The sequence below is a fragment of the Cupriavidus sp. MP-37 genome, assembly GCF_020618415.1.
Classification (GTDB): Bacteria; Pseudomonadota; Gammaproteobacteria; order Burkholderiales; family Burkholderiaceae; genus Cupriavidus.
The window spans coordinates 661,364-683,279 of record NZ_CP085344.1 but is presented as its reverse complement, the minus strand read 5'-3'; the positions used below and the strand labels follow the sequence as shown (position 1 = coordinate 683,279).

At 69.5% G+C, this 21,916-nt stretch carries 21 protein-coding genes; 9 read left to right on the top strand and 12 right to left on the bottom strand.

Features of this window, described 5'->3' with window-relative positions; all coding sequences use genetic code 11:
* Window positions 1–63 precede the first annotated feature (63 nt).
* The 5 genes from LIN44_RS03235 to LIN44_RS03215 all read right to left on the bottom strand — a co-directional run bounded on the left by LIN44_RS03235 (window position 64) and on the right by LIN44_RS03215 (window position 7,675).
* Window positions 64–2,505 (bottom strand): FUSC family protein, encoded by a 2,442-nt coding sequence (locus tag LIN44_RS03235; RefSeq protein WP_227313486.1) that lies wholly within the window; start codon window positions 2,503–2,505, stop codon window positions 64–66.
* A 68-nt stretch (window positions 2,506–2,573) separates the two neighbouring features.
* Window positions 2,574–4,388, bottom strand: coding sequence for a M61 family metallopeptidase (locus LIN44_RS03230; RefSeq protein ID WP_227313485.1), 1,815 nt, complete (start codon window positions 4,386–4,388; stop codon window positions 2,574–2,576).
* Window positions 4,389–4,462: 74 nt separating this feature from the next.
* Entirely contained in the window at window positions 4,463–5,467 is a 1,005-nt protein-coding gene (locus tag LIN44_RS03225) for an MDR family oxidoreductase (protein ID WP_227313484.1), read from the bottom strand.
* 112 nt (window positions 5,468–5,579) lie between these two features.
* Window positions 5,580–6,338, bottom strand: a complete 759-nt coding sequence (locus LIN44_RS03220; protein WP_227313483.1) for a DsbC family protein — start codon at window positions 6,336–6,338, stop codon at window positions 5,580–5,582.
* Window positions 6,339–6,385: 47 nt separating this feature from the next.
* Complete coding sequence (locus LIN44_RS03215) at window positions 6,386–7,675, bottom strand: UbiH/UbiF family hydroxylase (protein WP_227313482.1); 1,290 nt, start codon at window positions 7,673–7,675, stop codon at window positions 6,386–6,388.
* Between the two features lie 258 nt (window positions 7,676–7,933).
* On the opposite strand from LIN44_RS03215, the gene LIN44_RS03210 reads away from it, so the two are divergent.
* Together LIN44_RS03210 and ychF are read left to right on the top strand one after the other, a co-directional pair.
* On the top strand, window positions 7,934–8,221 hold the full coding sequence (locus LIN44_RS03210) for a hypothetical protein (protein ID WP_227313481.1): 288 nt from the start codon (window positions 7,934–7,936) through the stop codon (window positions 8,219–8,221).
* A gap of 285 nt (window positions 8,222–8,506) precedes the next feature.
* Entirely contained in the window at window positions 8,507–9,598 is a 1,092-nt protein-coding gene (ychF, locus tag LIN44_RS03205) for a redox-regulated ATPase YchF (RefSeq protein ID WP_025585754.1), read from the top strand.
* Between the two features lie 73 nt (window positions 9,599–9,671).
* Here ychF and LIN44_RS03200 read toward each other — a convergent pair whose 3' ends face one another.
* Genes LIN44_RS03200 through LIN44_RS03190 form a run of 3 tightly spaced genes read right to left on the bottom strand, consistent with a single transcriptional unit; the run spans window position 9,672 to window position 12,324 of the window.
* Window positions 9,672–10,169, bottom strand: a complete 498-nt coding sequence (locus LIN44_RS03200; protein WP_227313480.1) for a GDYXXLXY domain-containing protein — start codon at window positions 10,167–10,169, stop codon at window positions 9,672–9,674.
* Complete coding sequence (locus tag LIN44_RS03195; RefSeq protein WP_227313479.1) at window positions 10,166–11,281, bottom strand: DUF4401 domain-containing protein; 1,116 nt, start codon at window positions 11,279–11,281, stop codon at window positions 10,166–10,168. The genes LIN44_RS03200 and LIN44_RS03195 overlap by 4 nt, the downstream gene beginning before the upstream one ends.
* Entirely contained in the window at window positions 11,278–12,324 is a 1,047-nt protein-coding gene (locus LIN44_RS03190; RefSeq protein ID WP_227313478.1) for a DUF2157 domain-containing protein, read from the bottom strand. The genes LIN44_RS03195 and LIN44_RS03190 overlap by 4 nt, the downstream gene beginning before the upstream one ends.
* 150 nt (window positions 12,325–12,474) lie before the next feature.
* Here LIN44_RS03190 and LIN44_RS03185 point away from each other — a divergent pair, with 150 nt between their 5' ends.
* Entirely contained in the window at window positions 12,475–13,242 is a 768-nt protein-coding gene (locus LIN44_RS03185) for a 5'-methylthioadenosine/adenosylhomocysteine nucleosidase (protein WP_227313477.1), read from the top strand.
* A 72-nt stretch (window positions 13,243–13,314) separates the two neighbouring features.
* Here the strand turns inward: LIN44_RS03185 and LIN44_RS03180 are convergent, their stop codons facing one another.
* A complete protein-coding gene (locus tag LIN44_RS03180; RefSeq protein ID WP_227313476.1) occupies window positions 13,315–13,560 on the bottom strand; it encodes a hypothetical protein in 246 nt (81 codons plus the stop codon).
* Between the two features lie 166 nt (window positions 13,561–13,726).
* Here LIN44_RS03180 and hemA point away from each other — a divergent pair, with 166 nt between their 5' ends.
* The 6 genes from hemA (at window position 13,727) to LIN44_RS03150 (ending at window position 18,846) form a co-directional block, all read left to right on the top strand.
* Complete coding sequence (hemA, locus tag LIN44_RS03175; protein ID WP_062801867.1) at window positions 13,727–15,031, top strand: glutamyl-tRNA reductase; 1,305 nt, start codon at window positions 13,727–13,729, stop codon at window positions 15,029–15,031.
* 96 nt (window positions 15,032–15,127) lie between these two features.
* Window positions 15,128–16,210, top strand: coding sequence for a peptide chain release factor 1 (gene prfA, locus LIN44_RS03170; protein ID WP_227313475.1), 1,083 nt, complete (start codon window positions 15,128–15,130; stop codon window positions 16,208–16,210).
* A 191-nt stretch (window positions 16,211–16,401) separates the two neighbouring features.
* Complete coding sequence (locus tag LIN44_RS03165; RefSeq protein ID WP_227313474.1) at window positions 16,402–16,731, top strand: hypothetical protein; 330 nt, start codon at window positions 16,402–16,404, stop codon at window positions 16,729–16,731.
* A 157-nt stretch (window positions 16,732–16,888) separates the two neighbouring features.
* Entirely contained in the window at window positions 16,889–17,782 is an 894-nt protein-coding gene (gene prmC, locus LIN44_RS03160; protein WP_227313473.1) for a peptide chain release factor N(5)-glutamine methyltransferase, read from the top strand.
* A 120-nt stretch (window positions 17,783–17,902) separates the two neighbouring features.
* Complete coding sequence (gene grxD / locus LIN44_RS03155; RefSeq protein WP_012354019.1) at window positions 17,903–18,214, top strand: Grx4 family monothiol glutaredoxin; 312 nt, start codon at window positions 17,903–17,905, stop codon at window positions 18,212–18,214.
* An 8-nt stretch (window positions 18,215–18,222) separates the two neighbouring features.
* Entirely contained in the window at window positions 18,223–18,846 is a 624-nt protein-coding gene (locus LIN44_RS03150; RefSeq protein WP_115681248.1) for a UbiX family flavin prenyltransferase, read from the top strand.
* A 28-nt stretch (window positions 18,847–18,874) separates the two neighbouring features.
* Here the strand turns inward: LIN44_RS03150 and LIN44_RS03145 are convergent, their stop codons facing one another.
* The 3 genes from LIN44_RS03145 to LIN44_RS03135 all read right to left on the bottom strand — a co-directional run bounded on the left by LIN44_RS03145 (window position 18,875) and on the right by LIN44_RS03135 (window position 21,909).
* Window positions 18,875–19,069: a hypothetical protein gene (locus LIN44_RS03145; protein ID WP_227313472.1), complete on the bottom strand. Its 195-nt coding sequence runs from the start codon at window positions 19,067–19,069 to the stop codon at window positions 18,875–18,877.
* A gap of 144 nt (window positions 19,070–19,213) precedes the next feature.
* Window positions 19,214–20,731, bottom strand: coding sequence for an aldehyde dehydrogenase family protein (locus LIN44_RS03140; RefSeq protein ID WP_227313471.1), 1,518 nt, complete (start codon window positions 20,729–20,731; stop codon window positions 19,214–19,216).
* The gene (locus tag LIN44_RS03135) at window positions 20,728–21,909 is read right to left on the bottom strand and encodes a saccharopine dehydrogenase C-terminal domain-containing protein (RefSeq protein ID WP_227313470.1); all 1,182 of its coding nucleotides are present in this window, start codon (window positions 21,907–21,909) and stop codon (window positions 20,728–20,730) included. Before LIN44_RS03135 ends, LIN44_RS03140 begins: the two co-directional genes overlap by 4 nt.
* Window positions 21,910–21,916 lie beyond the last annotated feature (7 nt).

The window sequence follows — 21,916 nt, the reverse complement described above, 5'->3', positions numbered from 1 at the left end:
CCCCTCTCCCACTGGCGTGGGAGAGGGGAGCGAACCCTCGCAAGGCGGACCGCAGTACGGCCGTTATGATCGCGCCCGCATCGCCCTGCCAATCGCCCCCGTCCGCAGCGCAATCTTCGCCGCGTCTTCGCGCAGCGCGCGCAGCCGGCGCTCCAGCACCGCGTTGGCGGGACGTCCGGTCGAGCTGGAGGTCGCCCCCGCCTGTTCGCTCGACTCTCCCGCCGCGGCGGCCTGCACCAGCGTGTCGGTGCGGCGCTTGTCGGCGGAATCCGCCAGCCGTGCGCGGCGTTCCGCGGCGGCGTCTTCCGCGGCTTCGGCGGCTTCGGCCGCTTCGGGCGTTTCGGGCGTGACGGTTTCCACCGCCGGCTCGGCGCTTGCTTCGGCCACCGGCTCGGGCGCTGGCACCGCGGCTTGCGCGCCAACCGCCACCGGCGTCTGCGCCTGCGCGGCCACGGCTTCCTTGCGTTCCACCGGCGCCTTGGCGCCGCGGATAAAGCCGGCGCCGCGGCCGCCGCCGCGCTCGTCGGCGTGCAGCCGTTCGCTGGCCACCTGCAGGCTGTGGCTGGCGGCCTCGGTGGCTTGTTCGATCGCGGCTTCGGCGGCCGGGAGATCGAGCTCGTCGTAATGCTGGCGCACCTGGATGCGCGCCGCCGCCACGTGCGCGGCGACCAGGTAGTTCTGCACGATGAAGCGGTTCAGGTTGTCCACCGCGCGGTGCCGGCTCTTGGGCTCGTCGAGCATGCGCTGGAACGACGAGATCAGCGCCGACAGGTTGTCCATAAACTGCTTGCGCTGCACGCGGTAGGCAAAGTCATCCTTGGCCCGGCGCAGCAGCAGGTCGCGCGTGGCCGCGATATAGCGGCGGTTGGCCTGCAGCACGTTCTCCACCAGCTTGGGGATGGCACGGTACTCCCAGCTCGGCAGCACGAAGCTGAACAGCGACGCGATGATGCCGCCGATGACCGTATCCACCAGCCGCTCGCCCGCCACGGTGGGGCTCCCCGGCATCAGCAGGTGGATCTGGATCAGCACCTGGATGCAGGCGGCGATCGCGGTGTAGCGGTACTTGATGGTGACGAACGCCGCGCTGGCCACCAGCGACAGGAACAGCACGCCCAGCAGGATCAGCGGCTGGTGCACCACCTTCAGGATCGCGACCGACACCACGCAGCCGATCAGCGTGCCGATGACGCGGTCGTTGTAGCGCTGCTTGGTCATGCTGAAGTTGGGCTTCAGGATCACGATGATGGTCAGCAGGATCCAGTAGCTGTGCGACACGTAGGGCAGGCGTTCGGCGATCCACAGCCCCAGCGCCACCGCCATCGACACCCGCAGCGCAAAGCGGAACGCGGGCGAGCGCCACTTCAGGTTGTCGCGCAGCACGCTCAGCTCGTACTTCTGGCGCGTCAGGAACGGCGTCATGTCCGAGCCGGGCAGCACCTTGGCCGGCTCCACCGGGGTGCGCGAGGCCTCGTGCAGCTGGCCGATCAGCGTGATCGCGCCGCGCATCATGTCGAGCGTTTCGACCAGCGCCGTCATCGCCGCCGGGTTGATGTGGTGGTGGCGCAGCTGCGCGATCTCGGCCTCGACCGCGCGCAGGCCCTGGCGGTATTCCACCGTGGCGTACGAGCCGCGTCCGCGCGTGACCTCGTAGGCGATCTCTTCCACGTCCTTGCACATCTGCATCACCAGCCCGCGCAGGTGGTCCAGCACCGGCGTGCCGGCGAAGGTCTGGCGCAGCATCGGATAGTCGGTGTTGGTCGACAGGATGTACTCGTACAGGTCGAGCATGCGCAGGTGCACCTGCACCAGCAGCCCGTCGTGCGGGGTGCGGTTGCCGCGCAGCACCAGGTCGCGCGCGGCCTGCTGGCGCTCGGCCACCACGATCTGCTGGCGCACCAGCTGGTTGAACTGGGCCTCGAAGTCATTGCCGGCGTCGTAGAAGCCGGCCTTGATTTCGAGATAGCCCGCCAGCTCGTACAGCGATTCGGCCAGCACCTGCTGCCGGGTGCGGCGCTCGGTGACCCAGCTCACCAGCATCGCGTAGCCCAGGTAGGCCACCGCGCCGATGCTGAACAGCGCCGCATGCTCCAGCGCGCGCCGCACCAGGAAGTCTTCGTTGATGGTGAGCGTCATCACGAACAGCGCGGCGAACTGCAGCGGCAGCGTCTTGTTGCCGTACACCGTCATCATGCCGGCCAGGAACGTCACCAGCACCAGCAGGAACGGCATCACGCGCGGGAACGGCGTCGCCAGCGCCACCACCAGCGTGACCACGCTGCACAGCAGCACGCTGGCCAGCATCTCGTTGAACTTGTGGTTCAGCGGGCTGGGCAGGTCCATCAGGCTGGTGCACAGCGCGCCCATCGACACCACCATGGCGGTGGGCAGGTCGCTGAAGTGCAGCGCGATCAGCGTCGCGCCGATCACCCCCGTGGCCGAGCGCAGCCCCCGGTAGACATAATGCGAATACAGGAAGGTGCGGGGATCGTGCGCGTATTGCATGCAGCGGGGGCGGTGGACTGCGGTGGCGGTGGCTGGTGTCGCGGAAGACGTCGCGGAAGAAGACTAGCTCACTGGCCCAGCCAGCGCGAGCGCGCCGCGTGGCGTCCGCCTTCCGGCCTGAGCTTGTACTGCGCCGCCGGCTCGCGCGCCAGCGTCACCGGCAGCACGTGCAGCTCGTCATGGCGGAACGCGTGCACCTCGATGCGGTCGCCGGTGCGGTAGCGCGCCAGCAGCTTGTCGAGCTGGCCCGGCGCCGCGCGCAGGCCGTCGAGCGCCACCAGCAGGTCGCCCGCGGACAAACCCGCGGCCTGCGCCGCGCCGCCGTCTAGGACCTGGGTCACGCGCACCCAGCCGTCCTCGGTCTTGACCTTGATCCCCAGCGCGGCGGTGCGCGCCGGCTTCTGTGCCTCGGCCTTGATCCCGAACGCCTTGAACAGCCCCGGCAGCGGCAGCTCGCCGGTGCCTTCGGTGAGCGTGCGCAGCAGCGGCCCCAGGCGCAGTCCCGTGACCTCATCGAACAGCGCATGGACCTCGGCCTCGGTGACGCCGCGCTGCACCGCGCCCGGCGCATAGAAGCCGCGGCCGTAGCCGCGCCACAGCGCGCGCATGACATCGTCCAGCGAGCGCCGCCCGCGGGTCTTGTCGCGGATGGTCAGGTCCAGCGCCAGTGCCACCAGCGCGCCCTTGGTGTAGTAGCTGACGATGGCGTTGGGCGCGTTCTCGTCCTGGCGGTAGTACTTGGTCCAGGCGTCGAACGAGCTTTCGGCCACGCTCTGCTTGGTGCGGCCGTTGCCGCGCAGCACGCCGTTCCAGGTCTTGGCCAGCATCTCGACATACTGCGCCTCGGTGACGCAGCCCGAGCGTACCAGCACCAGGTCGTCGTAGTAGCTGGTAAAGCCCTCGAACAGCCACAGCAGCGGCGTGTAGGTTTCCTGCGCCAGCCGGTAAGGCACGAACGCGGCCGGCTTGATGCGCTTGACGTTCCAGGTGTGGAAATACTCGTGGCTGCACAGCCCGAGGAAGGTGCGGTAGCCCTCGCTGGTTTCGCTGTTGCCGCGCACCGGCAAATCGTTGCGCGAGCAGATCAGCGCGGTGCTGGCGCGATGTTCCAGGCCGCCGTAGCCGTCGCTGGTGACCATCGTCATGAACACGTAGCGCCGGTTGCTGTCGAGGAACGGCGCCTGCGCGCTGCGGGGCTCGAACAGCCGGATCTGGGTCTCGCAGATGCGCTTCAGGTCGCGGCACACGCGCTCGAGGTCCAGCTGCGGCACGCGGCCGGTGAAGACCACGTCGTGCTGCGCGCCGCAGGCGCGAAAGCTGGCCAGCTGGAAGGTGCCCATCTCGACCGGGTGGTCGACCAGCTCGTCGTAGTCCGCCACCTGGTAGCGGCCGAAGCCGTAGCGCTTCGCCCCCTCGCGGCCCGGCGCCTCGCGCATGGCGGTGGCCACGCGCCAGTCGCGGTAGGCCTCGCCCGCGGGCGCATGGATGTCGACGGTACACGGCCGCTCGGCCTGCCCTTCCACGCACAGGAACACCGAGCTGCCGTTGAAGAAGCCGTGGGTGGTGTCCAGGTGCGCGGCGCGCACCGACAGGTCCCACGCGTAGACCTCGTAGCTGAGCGTCAGCGGGCCGTCGGCCAGGGTGACCGGCGCGGCCTGCCAGCGCTGCTTGTCGAGCTTGGTCAGCGCGACCTCGCGCCCGCCCGCGTCGGCGCGGATGCGCACGATATTGCGGGCGAAGTCGCGGATCATGTAGCTGCCCGGAATCCACGCCGGCAGCGAGAAGCACTGCCCGGCCGGATCGGGCTCGCTGACGGTAACGGTAACGGCAAACAGGTGCGCTTCGGGCTGAAGCGGGGCGATGGCGTAGCGGATCGGCGTCATGGGCAAGGATTGTAACGTCGGCGCCTGCATGCGGCGCCGACGGGGGAAGGCGCGGTGAGACGGCCTGGTGCCGCTCAGCCGCGATTCACATCCACCACCACGCGCCCGCGCATGCCGCCTTCCATGATCTTGCGACCGGCCTCGATCGCCTCGCCCAGGCCGATCTCGCGCGTCAGCGCATTGAGCCGGTCCGGCTCCAGGTCGCTGGCCAGCCGCTGCCAGGCCTGCTCGCGCAGCGGCATCGCCGCCATCACGCTGTCGATGCCGTGCAGCGTGATGCCGCGCAGGATGAAGGGCGCGACCGAGCCGGGGAAGTCCAGTCCCTGCGCCAGCCCGCACGCCGTCACCACGCCGCCGTAGCGAACCTGCGCGCACGCATTGACCAGCGTGTGCGAGCCCACCGCATCGATCACGGCGGCCCAGCGCTCTTTCTGCAGCGGCTTGCCGGGCGCGCCCAGCTCGGCGCGGTCGATCACGTCGTCGGCGCCCAGCGCCTTGAGGAAATCCGCCTCGCGCGTCTTGCCGGTCGACGCCACCACCTTGTAGCCGAGCTTGCTCAGCAGCGCGATCGCCACCGAACCCACCCCGCCCGAGGCCCCGGTCACCAGTACCTCGCCGTCGCCCGGACGCACCGGACCGTTGACGCCGCCGCGCTCCAGCGCCAGCACCGACAGCATCGCGGTATAGCCCGCGGTGCCGATCGCCATGGCCTGGCGCGTAGTGAAGGCAGTTGGCAGCGGCACCAGCCAGTCGCCCTTCAGGCGCGCGCGCTGCGCCAGGCAGCCCCAGTGGGTCTCGCCCACGCCGTAGCCGTTCAGCACCACCTTGTCGCCGGCTTTCCAGCGCGGATGCGCGGATTCCAGCACCGTGCCGGCCCCGTCGATGCCCGCCACCATCGGCCACTTGCGCACCACCGGCGAGCGCCCGGTGATGGCCAGGCCGTCCTTGAAATTGATGGTGGAGTAATCGACGGCAACCAGCACGTCGCCGTCGGCGGGCAACTGGGCCTCGTCGAGGGTGGCGAGGTTGGCCTGGGTCGCGCCGTCGGCCTGGGTCAGCAGCAAAGCCTGGAAGGTCATGGTGTCTCCTTGGTCGCCTGGCGGCGATCGCGTGTCGGGATGGGAATGGCGCAAAGCACGACGGCCGGACAAGTCCGGCCGTCGCTCGAGCCGGGACAGGTCCGGCGCGCGCTTATTTCTTGATGCTGGCGAGCTTGCGCTCGAGCGTGGCGACGTCCGCCGCGCCGGGAATGCGGGTGCCGTCGGTGAAGAACACCGCCGGCGTGCCGGTCACGTTCATGCTGTGGCCCAGCGCCAGGTTTTCTTCCAGCGGAGTCTTGCAGCTGCCGTTGCCGGTCAGCGCCACCTGCTTGAGCATCCAGTCGCGCCAGGCCTTGGTGCGGTCGGCCGCGCACCAGACCTGCTTGGCCTTGGTTTCCGAATCGGGCGACAGCACCGGGTACAGGAAGGTGTACACGGTGATGTTGTCCATCTGCTGGAAGGTCTGCTCGATGCGCTTGCAGTAGCCGCAGTTGGGATCGGAGAACACCGCGATCTGGCGGCTGCCGTCGCCCTTGGTCCACTTGATCGCGCGCGCCAGCGGCAGGTCCGACCACTTGATGCGGTTGATCTCGGCCAGCCGCTCCTCGGTCAGGTTGGTGCCGGTGCGGGTATCGATCATCTCGCCGTTCAGGATGTAGCGGCCGGTGGCGTCGGTGTACACCACCTGGCCGCCGATATTGGCTTCGTACAGGCCCGGCACCGGGGTCTTGCCGACGCTCTTTACTTCGGCGCGGCCGCCCAGCATCTTCTGCAGCGACTCCTTGATGCGGTCGGTGCCGGGCTCGCCCGCCGCCATGGCATGCAGCGCGAAGCCGGCCGCGGCCAGGCCGCCGGCGATGGCCGCGATCGTGGCGGTGATGGCGGGACGGCGGCGCAGGAATGGGAACATGTGGACTCCAGGGAATTCGGTAAGGGGTTCGGACGATGCCCGCGGACTCAGCCGAGCGCGCGCCCGATCAGCAAGCGCTTGAGCAGCGACTGACCGCCCACCGCGCGCATGCCGGTATTGCGCACCACCCGCGCCACGCTGCCCGGCAGCGAGAACAGCCGGTGCAGCCCGTCGGTGGCCGCGGTCAGCGACAACAGGTCGGTGGCGCGCGCGCGCTCGTAGCGGCGCAGCAGGCGCAGGTCGCCCTCGCTGCGGAAAGGTTCTTTGTCGGCCATCACGCGGCCAAGTTCCGCGACGTCGCGCAGGCCCAGGTTCATGCCCTGGCCGGCCAGCGGATGCACCACGTGGGCCGCGTCGCCCACCAGCGCCACGTGCGGCTGCACGAACTGGTCGGCACGCTGCAGCACCAGCGGGAAGCCCTGCGCGGGGGTCACGCAGCGCAGCGTGCCGAATTGCGCGCCGACCGCGCCGCTGGCGCCCTGCATCACGGTGGCGGCCAGCGCCTCGGGCGACAGCGCCAGCAGTTCGCGCGCGTGAGCCTCGTCGGCGGACCAGACCATCGACACATGGTTGCCCGGCAGCGGCAGCATCGCCAGCACTTCGCCGTTGGCGGGCTCCTCGTCGGCCATCAGCTTTTCCGGCGCGCCCAGGAACCACTGCCACGCGGTTTCGCGGTGCGGCCGCTCGCAGGCAAAGTTGGCCACCACGCCAAGCTGGCGGTACTTGCGCGTGCTGACGCCGATATGGCATTGCTGGCGCAGCCACGAACGCGCGCCGTCGGCCCCGATCGCCAGCGCGGTGCGCACCTTGCTGCCATTGTCCAGCGTCAGGGTGATGCCTTCGGGATCGCGCTCGCACACGCCGGCGGTGCCGTCGTGCCACGTCACCTGGTGCTGGAAGCCCAGCGCGGTGTCGAGCGCGCGCTCGACCAGGCGCGACTCGATGATCCACGCCAGCTGCGGCACCGCCGCGGCATACGCGGAGAAATGCAGGTCGCCGTCGAAGCTGGGCGAAGTCTCGCCGGCGCTGACGTCGCCGAACACGCGCATGTCGCGCACCGGCTGGATCCGCGCCGGGTCCAGCGCCTCCCACACGCGCATGCGTTCGAGCAGCGCCTGCGAGCTGGCGGAGAAGGCGTAGATGCGGCTGTCCCAGTCGTCCGGCCCAGCGCTGGCCGCGGCGCGCGCCGGCTTGGGCGCGATCAGCGCGACATCCATGCCCTGCTGGGCCAGCAGCAGCGCGCAGGACTTGCCGACGATGCCGCCACCGACGACGGCAACCTGGAAAGCGGAGGATTTGCGCGCGGCAGGTCGCGCGGACGCGTGGGATCGGGTCATGGCTGGATTATAGCCACGTCACTCCGGGGCCCGTCCGGGCCTGCTTGCCCGCGCGGTAGTGGCCTCCGGGGCGCCTTGGGGCAGCCCTGATGAAGTTCCGACGCTGCGCCCCTGGTTGGGCCGATCCATATAGCTGCAGGTCATAAGCCTTAGAACTAAACAATCGGGTCAGCGCTGCCGTGTTTGGATACGCACGGGCCTATAGTGAATCGAAATGTTTCTGGCCGGGGAACTTACCACCTGAAGGGAGGTGGAACGATGCTCAAACAAGCACTATTGATTGCCGTCGCTACCGCAGGGGCCATGGGCACGGCATTCGGGGGTACCGGGCTTCGCGATGTTTATACGGACGGCGCGAAGGTTTCGAAATTTGATGTCTATACCGACGGCGCGAAGGGTTCGAAGTTCGATGTCTACACCGATGGCGCGAAGGTTTCGAAGTTCGATGTCTACACCGACGGCGCGCGCACGACCGGAACCCGCGACACGTTCACGGACGGCGCGAAAACCTCGGATATGCGTGACCAGTTCACCGACGGCGCCTGATCGCGACCATCACGATCCGGCACCACACCACGAGGCACGGCCAGGCTGATACCTTGGCCGTTTTCTTTGCCAGGGCGTCACTTCTGCCCTGACACCGCTCCGCCCCCCCAAAAGGTTACAATCGCGGTTTTCCGTGGCAACGCGTGCAACTTCGCCGAGCCAGCGCGATGTGATGTCTTTGTCTCGTCCCGACGCAGTTTCCGGCGGTAGCGCGCAATGCGCGGCTGCCACGGCGCTGCCGGCACCAGCGGCATCACGCAACCCATTGTTTCCGAAGACCACACCATGAGCCTCAAATGCGGCATCGTCGGCCTGCCCAACGTCGGCAAGTCCACGCTGTTCAATGCCCTGACCAAGGCCGGCATCGCCGCCGAAAACTATCCGTTCTGCACCATCGAGCCCAATGTGGGCGTGGTGGAAGTGCCGGATCCGAGGCTCGCGAAGCTGGCCGACATCGTCAAGCCGGAGCGCATCCTGCCGGCCACGGTCGAGTTCGTCGACATTGCCGGGCTGGTGGCGGGCGCCTCCAAGGGTGAAGGCCTGGGCAACCAGTTCCTGGCCAATATCCGCGAATGCGATGCCATCACCCACGTGGTGCGCTGCTTCGAGGACGACAACGTGATCCACGTGGCTGGCCGTGTCGACCCGCTGTCGGATATCGAAGTCATCAATACGGAACTGGCGCTGGCCGACCTGGCCACCGTCGAAAAGGCGCTGGCCCGCTACGTCAAGCCGGCCCGCGCCGGCGACAAGGAAGCCCAGCGCCTGGTCGCGGTGCTGGAGAAAGCCCAGTCCGTGCTCGACCAGGCCAAGGCCGTGCGCACCCTGGACCTGGCGCCGGAAGAGTGGGATGCGATCCGCCCGTTCTGCCTGATCACCGCCAAGCCGACCATGTACGTGGCCAACGTGCGTGAAGATGGCTTCGACAACAACCCGCACCTGGACGCGGTGCGCGAGTACGCCAAGCAGACCGACTCCCCCGTGGTCGCCGTGTGCGCCGCCATCGAAGCCGAGATCGCCGACCTCGACGACGCCGACAAGGCCGAGTTCCTGGCCGACCTGGGCATGGAAGAGCCGGGCCTGGACCGCGTGATCCGCGCCGGCTTCAAGCTGCTCGGCCTGCAGACCTACTTCACCGCCGGCGTCAAGGAAGTGCGCGCCTGGACCATCCACGTGGGCGACACCGCCCCCAAGGCGGCCGGCGTGATCCACACCGACTTCGAACGCGGCTTCATCCGCGCGCAGACCATCGCCTATGACGATTTCATCGCCTTCAAGGGCGAAACCGGCGCCAAGGAAGCCGGCAAGATGCGCGCCGAAGGCAAGGAATATGTGGTGAAGGATGGGGATGTGATGAACTTCCTGTTCAACGTCTGATTCCCGCCAGACCCATGAAAGAGCCCGCAGCGATGCGGGCTTTTTTACGGGCGCGGCGCCTGTCGCGCCCGCTTCACAGCTTCTCCATCCCCTTCCCGCGCAACCCCACCAGCAGCGCCTGCCCGTCCGCCCCGACGCGGAATTCCCCGTATTCGGCCTGGGCGAAGCGCTGGCCCTGCCCTTCCTGGAAGAAATACGCGTCGGTCGACACCTGCACCTGCATGCCGCCCCAGCGCGAGCGCGCGGTCTGGTAGCGCAGCAGTTGCTCGCCGGCAGCCAGCGGCTCGGCGCGGTGCACGCGCACGAAGCTGGCCACGCCCTGTGCGTCGCGGCGGATCACGGCGACGCCGTCGCGCGGAAGCTGGCGGTCTTGCGCCTGCGCGGCGCGGATCTGGTTGCCGATGTCGAAGTTCAGCGCCATGTAGTCGCCCTGCATCAGCGAGCGCGGGTCCACCGGCGCCAGCCGCAGGAAAACAGTATCGCCGCGCGCCAGCAGGCGCTCCTTGCCGGCGATGCCGACGGCGGCGAGCGCCAGCGTCAGCGCCCACGCGATCAGGATCCATCGTTTCATGCGATCTCCATCCGTGCACGGCGCAGCAGCCAGTGGCGGCCGGCCAGCAGCAGCACGCCGGCGGCGGCGAGTGTGGCGGACTTGGCCAGCAGGGTCCAGTGCAGCGCCGAGTAGTACCAGATAAAGCCGATGGCGATGCTGGTGACGCCCAGGCCCAGCCACGGCATCGAGGCGCGGCGCAGCGCCAGCCCCAGCGCGAGCACGCCGGCCACCACCGCGGGCGCGGCCGCCATCAGCGCGCCGAATGCCACCAGGCCGCCCAGCACGGCGCCTTGCATGGCCGGGCCCAGCGCCAGGCGGCGGCATTCGGCCAGGGCGAAGCCGGCCAGCATCAGCGTGACCAGTCCGCCCGCGGCCCAGTGCGCCAGCGGGATGCGCGCGGCTTCCGGGCCCTCCAGCCACGCCAGCGGATGACTCATGCCGGTGACCACCAGAGCCGCCGCCAGCGTGAACAGCAGGGTCGCGTCGGCCAGCGGTTCCAGCAGCGCATGGCGGCCGTGCGCGCACAGGCGGGCTTCGGCCAGCGTGAAGCCGGCCGCCAGGGCCGCGCCGAGCGGCACCAGCCAGCCGAGCGACCACGTCAGCAACAGCCAGTCCTGCGGCTTGCTGCCGGCGATGGCGAGATGCACCGCGCCGGCCACCCCGATCCACACGCCCAGCCCGCACAGCAGCCGGTGCAGCCGGTTGGGCACCAGCCAGGCCAGCGCGGCCTCGAACAGCGCCAGTGCGGCCCAGAAGCCGGCGCTCTCGGCCACGCGCGTGAAGCCCAGCGCCTCGGTCAGGCCGAACACGGCCATGCCCTGCCCGCTCAGGCTGACAGCCAGCGCGAACTGCCCCGCCGCAATACCGCCGCCGCGCCAGTACAGCAGCGCCGCCAGCGCGATCATGGCCAGCCCGGTGACGGCCATCGCCACGCCGTTCTCGCGTGCGGCAACGAAGACCGTGCCAATCAGGAAGAACTGGAAGAACAAGGCGCCCAGCCAGCCCGCCGCGCCCATCAGGCAGCGCACCGCCCACGGCGTATGGGGATGCGCGGGCGGCTCGCCCTGGACCTCGCCGCGTGCGGCGAGTTGTTGCCAGAGCCGTTGCTCAGTCTGCAGTACGTTGCTCATGCCCGCTCCAGCTGGCTGCGCCAGGCCCGCATCAGCCAGGCGGCCGCGGCGGCGGCCAGGCCGATGGTCAGCAGGCCGAGCAACAGGAAAGCACCGAAATCGTCCTTGCCCTCGAACAGCACCTTGGCGACCGCGGCCACGGCCAGCACGATGCCGGTCAGGCAGGCCAGGCTCAGCACCACGATGTCGAAGGCATGCCAGCGGAACCACCAGACCAGCGCGGCCAGCGCCAGCACCGCCAGCGCGAAGGCGGCGGCGTCGAAGTCGCTGCGCAGCAGGCTGGCCAGCCCGAGCGAGCCGGCATGCAGGCACGCCAGCGCCGCCAGCATGCGCCCGCCGGTCAGCCCGCGAAAGCCAAGCGCCGGCGCCTTCGCGCACAGCAGCTGCCACAGCACCAGCTGCAGCGCCACCGCGCCCAGCAACGCCAGCGTGGCGGTGCGCACGTGGCGTGAATCGAACAGCAGCGAAAACACGCCGTCGACGCCGAAGCGGATGCTGAAATACCGCAGCAGCGCCAGGTTGCCGACCACGATCACCAGCCACCAGTGCGGCGCCGCGCGTGCCGCCAGCGCCCACGGCAGCGCCAGCAGCGCCCACAGCGTGAACAGCTGCCAGGCGTCGGCGCCGGTCTGGTAGGTCTGGCCGATCACAGCCAGCAGCACGCCCGCGACCACCTGCGCGCCGCCCAGCGCGGCCCGGCCGGCGGCATCGCCGGCCGGGCGCAGCCAGGCAAAGCCGGCAAGCAGCGTGATGGCGCCGGCCAGCAAGCCGAACTTGGAAAACTTGTGCAGGTCCTGCCAGTTGAAGGCAAAGAACACGATCACGCCGGCGCACAGCAGGGCGGTGCCCAGCGCCATCAGCGCGGTGTCCAGCCAGCGGCGCCAGTCCGCGGCGACCGGTTCGGTGCGCGCCCATGGCGCGGCCACCGCTGCCGGCGCCAGGCGGCGCAGCGCGCGCCAGTGGGCCAGTGCCTGGCGGACGGCGCGCCGCTCGCCGACGGCTTCGCGGTCCGGGCCATTTGCTCCGATGCGGGTTGCTTGCATGCTCGCCCTTGCGTGCTGGAATGACGGCGACTTTAGCAAAGTGATACCTGGGCCGCACCTGTCGCGTGGGAGGGGGCGTGCGGCCGCGCGCGCATCTGGGCCCGGCCTGCGCGGGGCGGTATGCTGTGGCCTTTTCTCCAGGCTTCGCCCATGACCCTCGGAATCCTTGCCGCCATCCACGATGAAGTCGACGACCTCGTCGCCGCCATGCGGCATGACGACAGCCGTGCGACCGTACGCACCATCGGCATGCGCGACTACTACGCCGGCCATTTGTACGGGCAGCCGTGCGTGCTGGTGCTGGCGCGCATGGGCAAGGTGGCGGCGTCGGCCACCACGGTCACGCTGATCCGCGAGCTGGGCGCCACGCAGATCGTCTTTACCGGACTGGCCGGCGGCATTGGTGCGACCACGCAGGTGGGCGACATCGTCATCGCCGACCGCACCTTGCAGCATGACCTGGATGCGCGCCCCTTCTTCGGCCGCCATGAAGTGCCGCTGCTGGAGCGCGCCGAATTCCCGGCCGATCCGGCGCTGACTGCCGAGCTGCATGCGGCCGCGGCGGACTTCCTGCGCCACGACCTGGCCGTCGACGTGCCGCTGGCGGTGCGCGAGAAGTTTGGCGTCGCGGCGCCCGCCCTGCACCACGGCATGATCGCCAGCGGCGACCAGTTCATCGGCTCGCCCGCCGCGGTGGCGGAACTGCGCGAGCGGCTGCCGGGCCTGCTCGCGGTCGAGATGGAAGGCGCCGCGGTGGCGCAGGTCTGCCATGAATATGGCGTGCCTTACGCGGTGATGCGGACCATCTCCGACCGCGCCGACGACACCGCGCATGTGGATTTTTCGGCATTCCTGACGGACGTCGCCAGCCACTATTCCAGCGGGGTACTGCGCCGTCTGCTCGCGGCCAGGGCCTGACGCCAGGCAACGCGGCCGTCTGACCGGGATCAAACCCCCCGCAGATTCCTGACCGGAAAGTCGGTTCAGTATTTACCGTCCGCGCGGGCGCACCGTGCCCCAGACGCCCACCAGCAGCGCCGACCCGGCGATCACCGCCAGCCAGCTGCCGAGCTGGCCGTCGACAAACCAGTGCAGCGCGCGGCCGCCGTAGAAAGCTGCCGCCGCGCCCGCCGCGCCCAGCACCAGCGCGGCCGGCAGGGTCACCACGCGCCCTGCCGGGTGCAGCCGGCGCGCCGCCAGGCCCACCAGCAAACCGACGATCAAGGTGCCCAGCATCCGCTTCTCCTGTGTTGTTTGCATCACAGCCACCATGGGCCGCGGCATAACGATACTGCAATCCGCGGCCGCTGCCACCCGTAGGGGCGGGTGACTGCAATGATCGGTCCCGGCGGTATAATGGCATCCGGTCCGGCCGCGCTCCGGACCACACCAGTCCCCAACAATGCAACTGCTCGCGATCGGCATCAATCACACCACGGCACCTGTCTCGCTGCGCGAGCGGGTGGCGTTTCCGCTCGAGCAGATCAAGCCGGCGCTGGGGGCCCTGCGCTCCCACCTGTCGGGGCGCAGCGGCACCGAAGCCGCCATCCTCTCCACCTGCAACCGCACCGAAATCTACTGTGCCACCGACGTCCTGACGCCCGGCACGGATGGCTTCGAACATACCCTGCGCTGGCTGTCGCAGCATCACAACGTGCCGGCCACGGAGCTGGCGCCGCACCTGTACGCGCTGCCGCAGTCCGAAGCCGTGCGCCATGCCTTCCGCGTGGCCAGCGGGCTGGATTCGATGGTGCTGGGCGAAACCCAGATCCTGGGCCAGCTCAAGGACGCGGTGCGCACCGCCGGTGAAGCCGGCTCGCTCGGCACCTACCTGAACCAGCTGTTCCAGCGCACCTTCGCCGTGGCCAAGGAAGTGCGCGGCCAGACTGAGATCGGCGCGCATTCGGTGTCGATGGCCGCGGCCGCGGTGCGGCTGGCGCAGCGGATCTTCGAAAGCGTCTCGACCCAGCGCGTGCTGTTTATCGGCGCGGGCGAGATGATCGAACTGTGCGCCACCCACTTTGCCGCGCAGCAGCCGCGCCAGATCGTGGTGGCCAACCGCACCGTCGAGCGCGGCGAGAAGCTGGCCGAGCAGCTCAGCGGCCAGGGCCTGACCGCCAACGCGATCCGCCTGTCGGACCTGGGCGAGCGTCTGCATGAGTTCGACATCGTGGTGTCGTGCACCGCCAGCTCGCTGCCGATCATCGGCCTGGGCGCGGTCGAGCGCGCGGTCAAGCGGCGCAAGCACCGTCCCATCATGATGGTCGACCTGGCCGTGCCGCGCGACGTCGAGCCCGAAGTCTCGCGCCTGGACGACGTCTTCCTGTATACCGTCGACGACCTCGGCGCGGTCGTGCGCGAAGGCAACGCCCTGCGCCAGGCCGCGGTGGCGCAGGCCGAAGCCATCATCGAAAGCCGCGTGCAGAACTTCATGCACTGGCTGGAAACCCGCAGCGTGGTGCCGGTCATCCGCGAACTGCAAAGCAGCGGCGAAGCCATCCGCCAGGCCGAACTGGAGCGCGCGCGCCGCATGCTGGCGCGCGGCGACGACCCGCAGGCCGTGCTCGAGGCGCTCTCCGGCGCGCTGACGCGCAAGTTCCTGCACGGCCCCACGCACGCGCTCAACCACACCCAGGGCGAGGACCGCGAGGCGCTGCTGCGCCTGGTGCCGGGCCTGTTCCGCCACAGCAGCCATTCCGAGCGCTAGCCGCGCTTGCCTCGCCGGCGCGCCGCGCCGCACGCCCCTCGCCGCCGCCCCTCTTTGCGCGCGCGGCCCGGCCCACCCGATTCCCTGTCCGCCCCGATGAAAGCCAGCATGCTTGCCAAGCTCGACCAACTGGCCGAGCGACTCGACGAAGTCAACGCCCTGCTCGCGCGCGAAGACGCGACCGCCAATATCGACCAGTACCGCAAGCTCAGCCGCGAGCATGCGGAGCTGTCTCCCGTGGCCGAGCAATACGGGCAGTACCGGCAGGCCCAGGATGACCTCGCCACCGCGCAGGCGCTGCTCGACGATCCGGAAATGAAGGACTTCGCCGCCGACGAGATCGCCGCCGCGCGCGAGCGGCTGGAAGCGTTGCAGGCCAGCCTGCAGCGCCTGCTGCTGCCCAAGGACCCCAACGACGACCGCAACCTGCTGCTGGAAATCCGCGCCGGCACCGGCGGCGAGGAAAGCGCGCTGTTCGCCGCCGATCTGCTGCGCATGTACACGCGTTATGCCGAGCGGCAGCGCTGGCAGGTCGAGGTGATGAGCGAATCGGAATCGGACCTGGGCGGCTACAAGGAAGTGATCATCCGGATCGCCGGCGATGCCGCGTTTTCGCGGCTGAAATTCGAATCGGGCGGCCACCGCGTGCAGCGCGTGCCGGCCACCGAGGCCCAGGGCCGCATCCATACCTCGGCCTGCACCGTCGCCGTGATGCCCGAGGCCGACGAGCTTGGCGAGGTCGAGATCAATCCCGCCGACCTGCGCATCGACACCTTCCGCGCCTCCGGCGCGGGCGGCCAGCACGTCAACAAGACCGATTCCGCGGTGCGCCTGACCCACCTGCCGACCGGCATCGTGGTCGAGTGCCAGGACGACCGCAGCCAGCACCGCAACAAGGACAAGGCGATGAAGGTGCTCGCCGCCCGCATCAAGGACATGCAGGCGCGCGCCGCGCAGGCGCGCGAAGCCAGCACGCGGCGCAGCCTGATCGGCTCCGGCGACCGCAGCGACCGCATCCGCACCTACAACTTCCCGCAAGGCCGCGTGACCGACCACCGCATCAACCTGACGCTGTACAAGATCGACATGATCATGGACGGCGACATGGACGAACTGCTGTCGGCGCTGGCCGCCGAGCACCAGGCAGATCAGCTGGCAGCGCTGGGCGAAGACGCCTGAGCGCCACTTCTGCGGCGTCTGCCGACGCTTCGGTAATGAACACCGCGTAAAGTCGCCGATATCTTTGTATTTCTTGTAAATGCTTGAAACAGCACTGGCGGGGGTAAAGTCGCTGTCTATAATCGATTTCGACCGGCAAACGGAGAATGGTGCCGGGTAGTCACTCCCGAGAACATAGCTAGGACGAAATCATGAAAAAACTGCTCGCGCTGTTGATGATTACCGCGGCCATGGCCGCTTGCAGCAAGAAGGAAGAAGCGCCGCCCGCCGCCTCGAATGCCGAGAGCGCGATGCAGAGCGCCGCGGAATCCGCCAAGGCCGCTGCAAGCGATGCCGCCGCTGCCGCCAGCAACGCCGCAGATGCCGCCAGGGCTGCCGCCAGCGACGCCGCCTCGAACGCTTCGGCCGCCGCGGAGAAGGCCAAGGAAGACGCCGGCAACGCCATGGAGAACGCCAAGCAGGCTGCCAAGGATGCCGTCAACGCCGGCGCCGACAAGGCCAAGGACGCCGTCAATAAGTAATCGTCCCGGCAGGGCCATTGCGCCCGCCGCGGCCGATGAGCGGTACACTGGCGCGAAGCCGGAAGCTTCACCGCAGAGCACCGCCCCAAAGCCCCGCCAGGTCTCGCACCGGTGGGGTTTTTTATAGCCGGCACCAGAACCGTCCCTTGCCCCGCTGATGTCCTCCACCGATTCCACCGCGCTGCCGGCAACCCCCACGTTGCGCGAGGCGCAGACCCTGGCCGCCATGGCAGGCCTGCCTGCGCTGGAAGCGCGCATGCTGCTGACCCATGTCACCGGCCTGAGCCGCACGCAACTGATCACGCGCGACACCGACGCGCTCACCATCGCCCAGCGCGACGCGTTTGCCACGCTGCTGGCGCGGCGGCTGGCGGGCGAGCCGATGGCCTACCTGATCGGCGAGCGTGAATTCTTCGGCCGCAAGTTCCGCGTCACCCCCGATGTGCTGATCCCGCGCCCCGACACCGAGGTTGCCGCGGAAGCGGCGCTCGCGCGCCTGGCCACGGTGCCGCAGCCCAACGTGCTGGATCTCGGCACGGGCTCCGGCATCCTTGCCGTGACGCTGGCGCGCGAGCGGCGCGACGCACGGGTCTGGGCCACCGACATTTCGCCCGGCGCGCTGATGGTGGCGCAGGACAACGCCCGCGCGCTGGGCGCCGAGCGCATCGAGTTCCTGGTCTCGGACTGGTACGCGGCGCTGCCGCCGGACCTGCGCTTCCACCTGATCGTCAGCAATCCGCCCTATATCGCCGCGGGCGACCCGCACCTGGCCGAAGGCGACCTGCGCTTCGAGCCGATCGACGCGCTGACCGACCACGACGATGGCCTCTCCGACCTGCGCGCCATCGTCGGCGGCGCCGGCGCGCGGCTGCTGCCCGGCGGCTGGCTGCTGATGGAACACGGTTATGACCAGGCGGCGGCGACGCGCCAGCTGCTTGAAGCCTCCGGCTTCGACGAGGTCTTCACCGCGCGCGACCTGGCCGGGCTGGAGCGCTGCACCGGCGGGCGCTGGCCGGGCGCGCAGCCCGCCGGCACGGCCGCGGCGCCCTGAAGCGCGGCGGCGATTCCGGTAAAATCGCCTCAGATTCCCGCCGTGCGGCCCGGCCGCGCGGTATCCCATTCTCCCCAGGCGGCGCCCGCGACACGGCCTCGCCCCACTGAAAAGCAAACCATGAGCGACGTGCAGCAACAGATCGACCAGATCGTCAAGGGCAATCCCGTAGTCCTGTTCATGAAGGGCACCGCGCAATTCCCGATGTGCGGCTTCTCCGGCCGCGCCATCCAGATCCTGAAGGCCTGCGGCGTCGACGCGCCGACCACGGTCAACGTGCTCGACGACGAAGGCATCCGCCAGGGCATCAAGGAATACGCCAACTGGCCGACCATTCCCCAGCTCTACGTGAACGGCGAGTTCATCGGCGGCTCGGACATCATGATGGAGATGTACCAGAACGGCGAACTGCAAACCCTGCTGAAGGGCTGAGTCCGGCCATGTCCGGGGCTGGCGGCACACCGCAACGGCTGATCGTCGCCATCACCGGCGCCACCGGGGCGATCTACGGCGTGCGCCTGCTGCAGGTGCTGCGCGCGGCGCCCGCGGTGGAAACCCACCTGCTGATTTCGCCGGCCGGCGTGATGAACCTGCAGCACGAGCTGGACATCGGCCGCGCCGAGGTGGAAGCGTTGGCGAGCGTCGTGCACAACGTGCGCGACATCGGCGCGACCATCGCCAGCGGCTCGTTCCGCGCGCAGGCCATGGTGGTGGCGCCGTGCTCGATGCGCACGCTGGCGGCGATCGCGCACGGATTCTCGGACAACCTGATCACGCGCGCCGCCGACGTCACGCTGAAAGAGCGCCGCAAGCTGGTGCTGATGGTGCGGGAAACGCCGTTGAACCTTGCGCATCTGCGCAACATGACGGCGGTGACGGAAATGGGCGGGATCGTGTTCCCGCCGGTGCCGGGCTTCTACCAGAAGCCGCAAAGCATTGCCGAGCTGGTCGACCATACGGTCGGGCGGGTGCTGGACCTGGTCGACCTGCCGCAAATCGGCCAGGCCCTCGCGCCCAGCTGGGGCGGCCTGAACGCCCGCGCCGGCGACGCGGCCGGCAACTGAGCCGCGCCGGCGCGCTTACCGGGACCGCTTACCAGCGGCGATAGCCGCGGCCATAGTAGCCGTAGCCGCCGTAGTAGTACGGACGCGGCGCCACCACCACCGGCGCGGGCGCCACGTACACCGGCGCCGGACCGACCGCCGGGCCGGCGGGCGTGGGATAGACGGCGCAGCCGCCCAGCAGGGTCATCGATGCCGCAGCGGCAGCCAGTCCAATCGTCAGCATTCTCATCATTTCATCCTTGGGGTCGCAACGGGCATGTGCCTGCCTTGCTGACGTTATACGGGCGGAACGCGTAATACGGCGTCAAGGCCGTGTAACGCTTGTTACCGTTCCCTACGCGCCATCTCGCCCGCCCCCGGGATGCCGTCAGATTTCGAAGCGGATGCCCTGCGCCAGCGGCAGCGAATCGCCGTAGTTGATGGTGTTGGTGGCGCGGCGCATATAGCCCTTCCACGCATCCGAGCCTGACTCGCGGCCGCCTCCGGTCGCCTTCTCGCCGCCGAAGGCACCGCCGATTTCCGCGCCGCTGGTGCCGATATTGACATTGGCGATACCGCAGTCGCTGCCCGCCGAGGACAGGAAGCGCTCGGCCTCGCGCATCGATTCGGTGAAGATGCACGACGATAGCCCGTGCGCGGCGGCATTGTTCAGCGCGATGGCCTCGTCCAGCGTGGTGTACGGCATCAGGTACAGGATCGGGGCGAAGGTCTCGGTCAGCATGGTGTCGTGCTGCGCATCGGTCATCACCAGCGCGGGCCGCACGTAGTGCGCATGCGGATAGCGGTCGGCCAGCAGGCGCTCGCCGCCGGTGACGATATTGCCCTGCGCGCGGCACGCCGCCAGCGCGTTGGCCATGGCATCGCCGGCGGCGGTGTCGATCAGCGGGCCGACCAGCGTGCCGTCTTCGAGCGGATCGCCGACCGGCAGGCGGTCGAACACGGTGATCAGCCGGCTCGCCATGGTGTCCATCAGGTCGGCATGGATAAAGCAGCGGCGCAGCGTGGTGCAGCGCTGCCCCGCGGTACCGGCCGCGGCAAAGGTGATGGCGCGCACCGCCAGCTCGATATCCGCCGACGGGGCGACGATGGCGGCGTTGTTGCCGCCCAGCTCGAGGATGCAGCGCTTGAAGTGCCCGGCGCAGGCGATGCCGACCTCGCGGCCCATGCGGGTCGAGCCGGTCGCGCTGACCAGCCGCACCGCCGGATGCGCCACCAGGTGGCTGCCCAGCATGCGCCCGCCCGGCAGCACCGCCGAGATGCCGTTGTGCTGCGGCGCCGCCGCGGCCAGCACGCGCTCGAGCAGGCCGTGCGCGGCCAGCGCGCACAGCGACACCTTCTCCGACGGTTTCCAGATCACGCCGTTGCCGCACACCAGCGCCAGCGCGGCATTCCACGCCCACACCGCCACCGGGAAGTTGAACGCCGAAATCACGCCGCACAGGCCGTACGGGTGCCAGGTCTCACGCATCGCGTGCTGCGGGCGCTCGGAGGCGATGGTCAGCCCGTGCAGCTGGCGCGACAGGCCGACCGCGAAGTCGCAGATGTCGATCATCTCCTGCACCTCGCCCAGCCCTTCCTGCAGGATCTTGCCGGCTTCGAGCGACACCAGCCGGCCCAGCGCCGGCTTGTGTTCGCGCAGCACCTCGCCGTAGCGCCGCACGATCTCGCCGCGCGCCGGCGCCGGCAGCAGCGCCCAGGTGCTCTGCGCCGCATGGGCGCGCGCGATCAGCGCGTCGGCCTGCGCCGGCGTGCAGGCCGGCAGGTGGCCGATGGCCTCGCCGTCCACCGGCGAGCGCACCGTCACGGCGCCGGCCGGCGTCCCTTCCCGCCACGGCCGCGGCAGGCCCAGCGAATCCCAGCAGGCAGCAAATTCTTGCGCTTTCATACGAGGCTCTCCTGGAGCGGATGCTGCGTGTAGTGGCGGCCGAAGCGGTTGGCCAGGAAGGCGTCCAGCGGCATCGACTCCTGCCGCACGAAGCCCGCCTGCGGCAGCGCGCCGGTGGCCACCATGTCGAGCGCGGTGCAGATGCCCGCGGCGGTGGTCAGCTGGATCGCATTGACATGCCCGTCCGCGCCGTCGACCCCGCCGATGCGCGCCGAGAACGAAGCCTGCGTCAGCGGCCCGCGCCCGCGTTCGCCGCCGGCCGGATAGCCGGTGGCGGTGGCGAACACGATCACCACGTCCTGCTCGGTCAGCGGAATGGCGCGGTCGAAGATATCGCGCAGCCAGTCGCGGCGTTCGCGCAGGCGCAGGTCGTTGAGCAGCAGCTTCATCAGCGCACAGTGGCCGGGATAGCGGATCGATTTGTAATCGACATGGCGCGCGCGCCCGGCCAGCGTCTCGGGCAGCGTGCCGAGGCCGCCCGATGTATTAAAGGCTTCATATTCGATGCCGTCCAGCGCAAAGCTCTCCAGCCCTTCCAGCGCCGTCAGTTCCACGCGCCGGCCGTCGACGATGGCCTCGCACGGGTTGCAGTACTCGTTGATCAGTCCCTCGGTGCTCCAGGTCAGGTTGTACTTGAGCGCGTTGCTGGGGTAGCGCGGCAGCGCCCCCACCCGCATCTGCAGGTCCAGCAGCTCGCCACCGCCGCGCAGGAAGCGCTGCGCCAGGTCGTGCCCGACCACGCCGATAAAGCCCGGCGCCAGTCCGCATTGCGGCATCAGCACCGAGCGCGAGCCCTGCGCCAGCTGGCGGATGGCCTGGGTCGCGGCGACGTCCTCGGTCAGGTCGAAGTAATGCACGCCGAGGCGCGCCGCCACCGAGGCCACGCTGATCGCGGCATGGAACGGCAGCGCGTTGAGCACGGCGTCGGCGCCGGCCAGCAGCGCGGCGCAGGTGCCGGGCTCGGTGGGATCGCCGGCGCGCGCCAGCACGCCGCGCGGCAGGCCATCGAGGCGGCGCCCGTCATGGTCGACCACGCTGACGCGGTAGTCGCCGCTGTCGTGCAGCATGGCCGCAATGGTGCGGCCGATCTTGCCGGCGCCCAGCACCGTCACGTGCAGCGGGCGGGCCGCCGCGGGCAGGTCGCGCGGGGCCTGCCGGCCGAGATTCGAGGCTTGCATGATGTCT

What these genes read in the sequence shown, in the direction of transcription:
- LIN44_RS03235 (WP_227313486.1), bottom strand. Translation starts at nt 2,505, where the DNA reads ATGCAATACGCGCACGATCCCCGCACCTTCCTGTATTCGCATTATGTC.
- LIN44_RS03230 (WP_227313485.1), bottom strand. Translation starts at nt 4,388, where the DNA reads ATGACGCCGATCCGCTACGCCATCGCCCCGCTTCAGCCCGAAGCGCAC.
- LIN44_RS03225 (WP_227313484.1), bottom strand. Translation starts at nt 5,467, where the DNA reads ATGACCTTCCAGGCTTTGCTGCTGACCCAGGCCGACGGCGCGACCCAG.
- LIN44_RS03220 (WP_227313483.1), bottom strand. Translation starts at nt 6,338, where the DNA reads ATGTTCCCATTCCTGCGCCGCCGTCCCGCCATCACCGCCACGATCGCG.
- LIN44_RS03215 (WP_227313482.1), bottom strand. Translation starts at nt 7,675, where the DNA reads ATGACCCGATCCCACGCGTCCGCGCGACCTGCCGCGCGCAAATCCTCC.
- LIN44_RS03210 (WP_227313481.1), top strand. Translation starts at nt 7,934, where the DNA reads ATGCTCAAACAAGCACTATTGATTGCCGTCGCTACCGCAGGGGCCATG.
- ychF (WP_025585754.1), top strand. Translation starts at nt 8,507, where the DNA reads ATGAGCCTCAAATGCGGCATCGTCGGCCTGCCCAACGTCGGCAAGTCC.
- LIN44_RS03200 (WP_227313480.1), bottom strand. Translation starts at nt 10,169, where the DNA reads ATGAAACGATGGATCCTGATCGCGTGGGCGCTGACGCTGGCGCTCGCC.
- LIN44_RS03195 (WP_227313479.1), bottom strand. Translation starts at nt 11,281, where the DNA reads ATGAGCAACGTACTGCAGACTGAGCAACGGCTCTGGCAACAACTCGCC.
- LIN44_RS03190 (WP_227313478.1), bottom strand. Translation starts at nt 12,324, where the DNA reads ATGCAAGCAACCCGCATCGGAGCAAATGGCCCGGACCGCGAAGCCGTC.
- LIN44_RS03185 (WP_227313477.1), top strand. Translation starts at nt 12,475, where the DNA reads ATGACCCTCGGAATCCTTGCCGCCATCCACGATGAAGTCGACGACCTC.
- LIN44_RS03180 (WP_227313476.1), bottom strand. Translation starts at nt 13,560, where the DNA reads ATGCTGGGCACCTTGATCGTCGGTTTGCTGGTGGGCCTGGCGGCGCGC.
- hemA (WP_062801867.1), top strand. Translation starts at nt 13,727, where the DNA reads ATGCAACTGCTCGCGATCGGCATCAATCACACCACGGCACCTGTCTCG.
- prfA (WP_227313475.1), top strand. Translation starts at nt 15,128, where the DNA reads ATGAAAGCCAGCATGCTTGCCAAGCTCGACCAACTGGCCGAGCGACTC.
- LIN44_RS03165 (WP_227313474.1), top strand. Translation starts at nt 16,402, where the DNA reads ATGAAAAAACTGCTCGCGCTGTTGATGATTACCGCGGCCATGGCCGCT.
- prmC (WP_227313473.1), top strand. Translation starts at nt 16,889, where the DNA reads ATGTCCTCCACCGATTCCACCGCGCTGCCGGCAACCCCCACGTTGCGC.
- grxD (WP_012354019.1), top strand. Translation starts at nt 17,903, where the DNA reads ATGAGCGACGTGCAGCAACAGATCGACCAGATCGTCAAGGGCAATCCC.
- LIN44_RS03150 (WP_115681248.1), top strand. Translation starts at nt 18,223, where the DNA reads ATGTCCGGGGCTGGCGGCACACCGCAACGGCTGATCGTCGCCATCACC.
- LIN44_RS03145 (WP_227313472.1), bottom strand. Translation starts at nt 19,069, where the DNA reads ATGCTGACGATTGGACTGGCTGCCGCTGCGGCATCGATGACCCTGCTG.
- LIN44_RS03140 (WP_227313471.1), bottom strand. Translation starts at nt 20,731, where the DNA reads ATGAAAGCGCAAGAATTTGCTGCCTGCTGGGATTCGCTGGGCCTGCCG.
- LIN44_RS03135 (WP_227313470.1), bottom strand. Translation starts at nt 21,909, where the DNA reads ATGCAAGCCTCGAATCTCGGCCGGCAGGCCCCGCGCGACCTGCCCGCG.